This is a genomic window from Streptomyces sp. NPDC029296 (genome assembly GCF_055569255.1).
The window spans coordinates 1-5495 of the sequence record NZ_JBVHXT010000096.1 but is presented as its reverse complement, the minus strand read 5'-3'; the positions used below and the strand labels follow the sequence as shown (position 1 = coordinate 5495).

The following is a 5495-nucleotide window of genomic DNA, read 5'->3' as shown; positions in this document are numbered from 1 at the left end:
ACTCCCGAACGTCTCGCGGTGGTCTGGGAGCCGAAGGCACGGGCGGCGTGGAACCTGCACGAACTCACCCTCGGACGGGACCTGACGGCGTTCGTGCTCTTCTCCTCGGCGGCCGGGACGCTCGGCAGCCCCGGGCAGGCCAACTACGCCGCGGCCAACACCTTCCTCGACGCCCTCGCCGTGCACCGGCGCGCCCTCGGACTGCCGGCGACCTCGCTGGCCTGGGGCTACTGGGCCGAGCGGAGCGGCATGACCGGACACCTGACCGGTGCCGACCAGGACCGGCTGACGCGAGCCGGGGTCGTGCCGCTGGCCACCGACCACGCCCTGTCGCTGTTCGACGCGGCCCTGGCCACGGACCGGGCCGCGCTGGCGCCGGTACGCCTCGACCTGTCCGTGATGGCGGGAGCCCCGGAGGTCCCGGCGGCCCTCAAGGACCTCGTCTCCCGCAAGACGGGCCGGCGCCCGGCGCGGCACGGCGCGATCGCCGACCGCCTGCGGTCACTGCCGGAGGCCGAACGGCTGCCAGCCGCACTCGACCTGGTCACCGCCCACACCGCCGCCGTGCTCGGCCACCGCGAACCGGGGGCCGTACGGGACCGGCAGCCGTTCAGGGACCTCGGCTTCGATTCCCTGACCTCCGTCGAACTGCGCAACCGGCTCAACACCGCCACCGGCCTGCGCCTGCCCGCCACCGTCGCCTTCGACCACCCCACCCCGCGGCGACTCGCCGAACACCTGCTGAGCGAGATCCTCGGCGGGGGTGTGGTGCCGGTGGTGTCGTCGGTGTCGGTGGGTGGGGTGGGTGGTGGGGCTGATCCGGTGGTGATCGTGGGTATGGGGTGCCGGTTGCCGGGTGGGGTGGGGTCGCCGGAGGAGTTGTGGGGTGTGGTGTCGGGTGGGGTGGATGGGATCGGGGAGTTCCCGTCGGATCGTGGGTGGGATGTCGAGGGGTTGTTCCATCCGGATGCGGATCATGCGGGGACGTCGTATACGCGGTGGGGTGGGTTTTTGGCGGATGCGGCGGGGTTTGATGCGGACTTCTTCGGGATTTCGCCGCGTGAGGCGTTGGCGATGGATCCGCAGCAGCGGGTGTTGCTGGAGACGGCGTGGGAGACGTTGGAGGATGCGGGGATCGATCCGACGTCGTTGCGGGGCAGTCGGACGGGCGTGTTCACCGGCATCTGGTCCTCCGGCTACGGCGACCAGGCACCCGCCGACGCCGAGGGCTATCTCGGTACGGGCGCCGCGACCAGTGTGACCTCCGGCCGCATCGCCTACCTGCTGGGGCTGGAGGGCGCGGCGGTCTCGCTGGACACCGCCTGCTCGTCCTCTCTGGTGGCGATCCACCTGGCCGCGCAGGCGCTCCGCTCGGGGGAGTGCTCGCTGGCCCTGGCCGGCGGGGTGACCGTGATGGCGACCCCGCTGGGGTTCACGGAGTTCTCGCGCCAGCGCGGCCTGGCTCCCGACGGCAGGGTGAAGGCGTTCGCCGAGGCGGCCGACGGTACGGCCTGGGGCGAGGGCGCGGGTCTGGTGCTGCTGGAGCGGTTGTCGGACGCCCGGCGCAACGGCCACCGGGTGCTGGCCGTGGTGCGGGGCTCGGCGGTGAACCAGGACGGCACCTCCAACGGCCTCGGGGCGCCGAACGGTCCGTCGCAGGAGCGGGTGATCCGGCAGGCGCTGGCGAACGCGGGACTGTCGACGGCGGACGTGGACGCGGTGGAGGCGCACGGCACCGGGACCACCCTCGGCGACCCCATCGAGGCGCAGGCACTCCTGGCGACCTACGGCCAGGGGCGGGACGAGCCGTTGTGGCTGGGGTCGGTGAAGTCGAACATCGGTCACACCCAGGCGGCGGCCGGTGTGGCGGGTGTCATCAAGATGGTGATGGCGATGCGGCACGGGCAGCTGCCGCCGACGCTGCATGTGGACGCGCCGACCTCGCACGTCGACTGGGAGTCCGGAAACATCCGGCTGCTCACCGAGGCCCGGCCCTGGCCCGACAACGGCCACCCGCGTCGCGCGGGCATCTCGGCGTTCGGCATCAGCGGTACGAACGCCCATGTGGTGATCGAGGCGGCTGCCGGGGAACCGGTCGGGGTTTCGACGGGGTCCGCGGGCGGGGTGGTGCCGTGGGCGTTGTCGGCCAGGTCCGAGGCGGCGTTGCGGGAGCAGGCGCGCCGGCTGGGCGCCTTCACCGCCGTGCATCCCGAGGTGAGCGCGGCGGCGGTGGGGGGCGCGCTGGCTGCCCGCGCCGTGTTCGAGCACCGGGCGGTGGTGAGTGGTGCGGAGGCGTTGGAGGCGCTGGCGGAGGGCCGGTCGGCACCGGGTCTGGTCACCGGGACCGTCCGCCCGTTGGGCCGGTCGGTGTTCGTGTTTCCGGGGCAGGGTGCGCAGTGGGTGGGGATGGGTGGGGAGTTGTACGGCTCGGAGCGGGTGTTCCGGGAGGTGATCGACGCGTGTGGTGTGGCGTTGGCGCCGTATACGGACTGGTCGTTGGTGGAGGTGCTGACCGGCGGTGGTGCGCTGGAGCGGGTGGACGTGGTGCAACCCGCTCTGTTCGCGGTGATGGTGGCGCTGGCGGAGCTGTGGCGTGCTCATGGTGTGGAACCTGACGCGGTTGTCGGGCATTCGCAGGGGGAGATCGCGGCGGCCTATGTGGCGGGCGCGCTGACGTTGGAGGACGCCGCCAGGGTGGTCGCTCTGCGGAGCAAGGCCCTGGTCGCTCTGGCGGGCCAGGGTGGGATGGTGTCGGTCGGTCTCGGGCATGAGCGGGCCGTCGGCTTCGTGGCCCGCTGGGGCGGCCGGCTGACGGTGGCGGTGGTCAATGCCCCGGGTTCGGTCGTCGTGTCGGGTGCTCTGGACGCGTTGGACGAGTTGCTGGCGGTCTGTGAGGCCGACGGCATCCGCGCCCGCCGTCTGCCGGTGAACTACGCGGCCCACTCCGTCCAGGTCGAGGCGATCCGCGACCAACTGCTCGCCGACCTCGCCGGGATCGAGCCGAGGACCGCGGACGTCCCCTTCTACTCCACCGTCACCGCGGAACCCGTCGGCACCTCCGCCCTCGACGCCGATTACTGGTACCGCAACCTCCGCGAACCCGTGCTGTTCGACCAGACCACCCGGCTGCTGCTCGCCTCGGGTGACGACCCCGTCTTCGTCGAGATCAGCCCGCACCCGGTGCTCACGCCCGCGCTGGAGGAGCACGAGACAGGTCTGGTGACCGGGACACTGCGCCGCGACCACGGCACCCCGGCCGATTTCGTGACCGCCGTGGCGCGGCTGTTCGTCGCCGGCGTGCCGGTGCGGTGGCCGTTCCCTCAAGGGGAGCCCGTGGCACTGCCCACCTACCCCTTCCAGCGGACGCGGTTCTGGCTCGCCGGAGGCGCGGGAGACGTGTCCGCGGCCGGGCTCGACCCGGTGGACCACCCGCTGCTCGGCGCCGCTGTCGAGGTGGGCGAGCAGCGGGTCCTGACGGGTCGGCTCTCCCTGGCCACCCACCCCTGGCTCGCGGACCACTCCGTACGGGGGACGGTGCTGCTGCCCGCGACGGCGTTCGTGGAACTGGTGGTGCACGCGGCCGGGGCGGCAGTGGAGGAACTGGTCCTGGAGGCGCCGCTGGTGTTGCCCGCGGACGGCGCGGTGGACGTGCGGGTCGTCGTGGGCGATCCGGACGAGACCGGCCGCCGCACGGTCGACGTCCGGTCCCGGACGGACGGTTGGGTACGGCACGCCACCGCCACGGTGAGCGGGAAACCCGTTGTCGGGCAGGAGCTGACGCAATGGCCGCCGGCCGGCGCGGAACCGGTCACCGGGCTCTACGACACGCTCGCCGCGGCGGGTTACGAGTACGGGCCTGCCTTCCAGGCGGTGCAGGCGGTGTGGCGCCGCGGCGGCGAGGTGTTCGCCGAGGTCACCGTGCCGGACGCGGCCCGGTTCTCCGTACATCCGGCCCTGCTGGATGCCGCCCTGCAACCGCTGGCGCTGCTGGCCGGCACGGAAGGCGACGTGCGGCTGCCGTTCTCGCTGGGCGGGATCGCGGTCCACCGCACCGGCGTGACCTCCGCGCGCGTGCGGCTGACGACGGTGCGCCCCGGCACGTACGCCGTCCAGCTGGCGGACCGGTCCGGCGAGCCCCTGGCGACCATCGAGGCGCTGACCACCCGTCCGATGGCCGAACACGGCCCGCTGTACGCCCTCGACTGGATTCCGCTGACCCCCGGCGAAGGCGCGCTCGGCGACGCCTTCATCTCGCCCGGCTCGGTCACCGAGGCACTGGCGGCCGTCCAGGACTTCCTGGCCGGACCCGGCGAACGGCTCGTGGTGCGCACGCGGGGCGCGGTCGCCGTCGTTCCCGGTGACAGGGTGAGCGATCCGGAAGCCTCGGCCGTATGGGGCCTGGTCCGGTCCGCGCAGTCCGAGCACCCCGGCCGGTTCGTGCTCGTGGACGCCGACGAGCTGCCCGACGGCCTCTCGGTCGGCGACGAGGACCAGGTGGCGGTGCGCCGGGGGACCGTCTACGTACCCCGGCTCGTGCGCTCCGCACCGGAGGCGTTCGACGGACGGCTGACGCAGACGGGCACGGGCAGCCTGGACGACCTGGCCTTCCTGCCGTACGAGCAGACCCCGCTCGGACCCCGGGAGGTGCGCGTCGCCGTGCGGGCCGCCGGCCTGAACTTCCGGGACGTGCTGATCGCCCTCGGCGTCTACCCGGACCCGGCGCTGCTCGGCAGCGAGGGCGCGGGCGTCGTCACCGAGGTCGGCGCCGAGGTCACCGGGCTGCGGCCGGGTGACCGGGTCGCCGGGCTGCTGCCCGGCGCATTCGGCCGGGTGGCCGTCGCCGACCACAGGGTGCTGGTGCGCATCCCCGACGAGTGGACGTTCACCCAGGCCGCCACCGTGCCGATCGCGTTCATGACAGCGTGGTACGGCCTGCGCGACCTGGGCGGGCTGAAGGCCGGTGACCGGGTGCTGATCCACGCCGGGGCCGGCGGCGTCGGCATGGCGGCGGTCCAGCTCGCGCGGCTTTGGGGCGCAGACGTCCACGCGACCGCCGGCCCGGGCAAGTGGGACGCCCTGCGCGCCCTGGGGCTGGACGAGGACCACATCGCCTCGTCCCGGACGCTGGAGTTCGCCGACCGGTTCGGCCCCTTCGACGTGGTGCTGAACTCGCTGTCCGGTGAGTTCCTGGACGCCTCCCTGCGGCTGCTCGCGCCCGGCGGCCGGTTCGTGGAGATGGGCAAGGCCGACATCCGGCCCGGCGTGCTGGCCTTCGACCTGGCCGACGCGGGACCGGAACGGCTGGGGCAGATCCTGGCCGAGGCCGTCCGGCTGCTCGGCGCAGGCGACCTGCGCCTGCCACCGCTCACCACCTGGGACGTCCGCCGCGCACGGGATGCCTTCCGGTTCATGAGCCGGGCGGCTCACGTGGGGAAGATCGTTCTGACTGTTCCGGTGGATCTCGATGTGGCCGGTACGGTGCTGATCACCGGTGG

At 73.4% G+C, this 5495-nt stretch carries 1 protein-coding gene; it reads left to right on the top strand.

The annotated features are described in order from the left end of the window. Positions 1-18 precede the first annotated feature (18 nt). Positions 19-5495, top strand: a 5477-nt coding sequence (locus ACZ4W9_RS40120; protein ID WP_467944188.1) for an acyltransferase domain-containing protein, incomplete at its 3' end; no start/stop codon positions are given.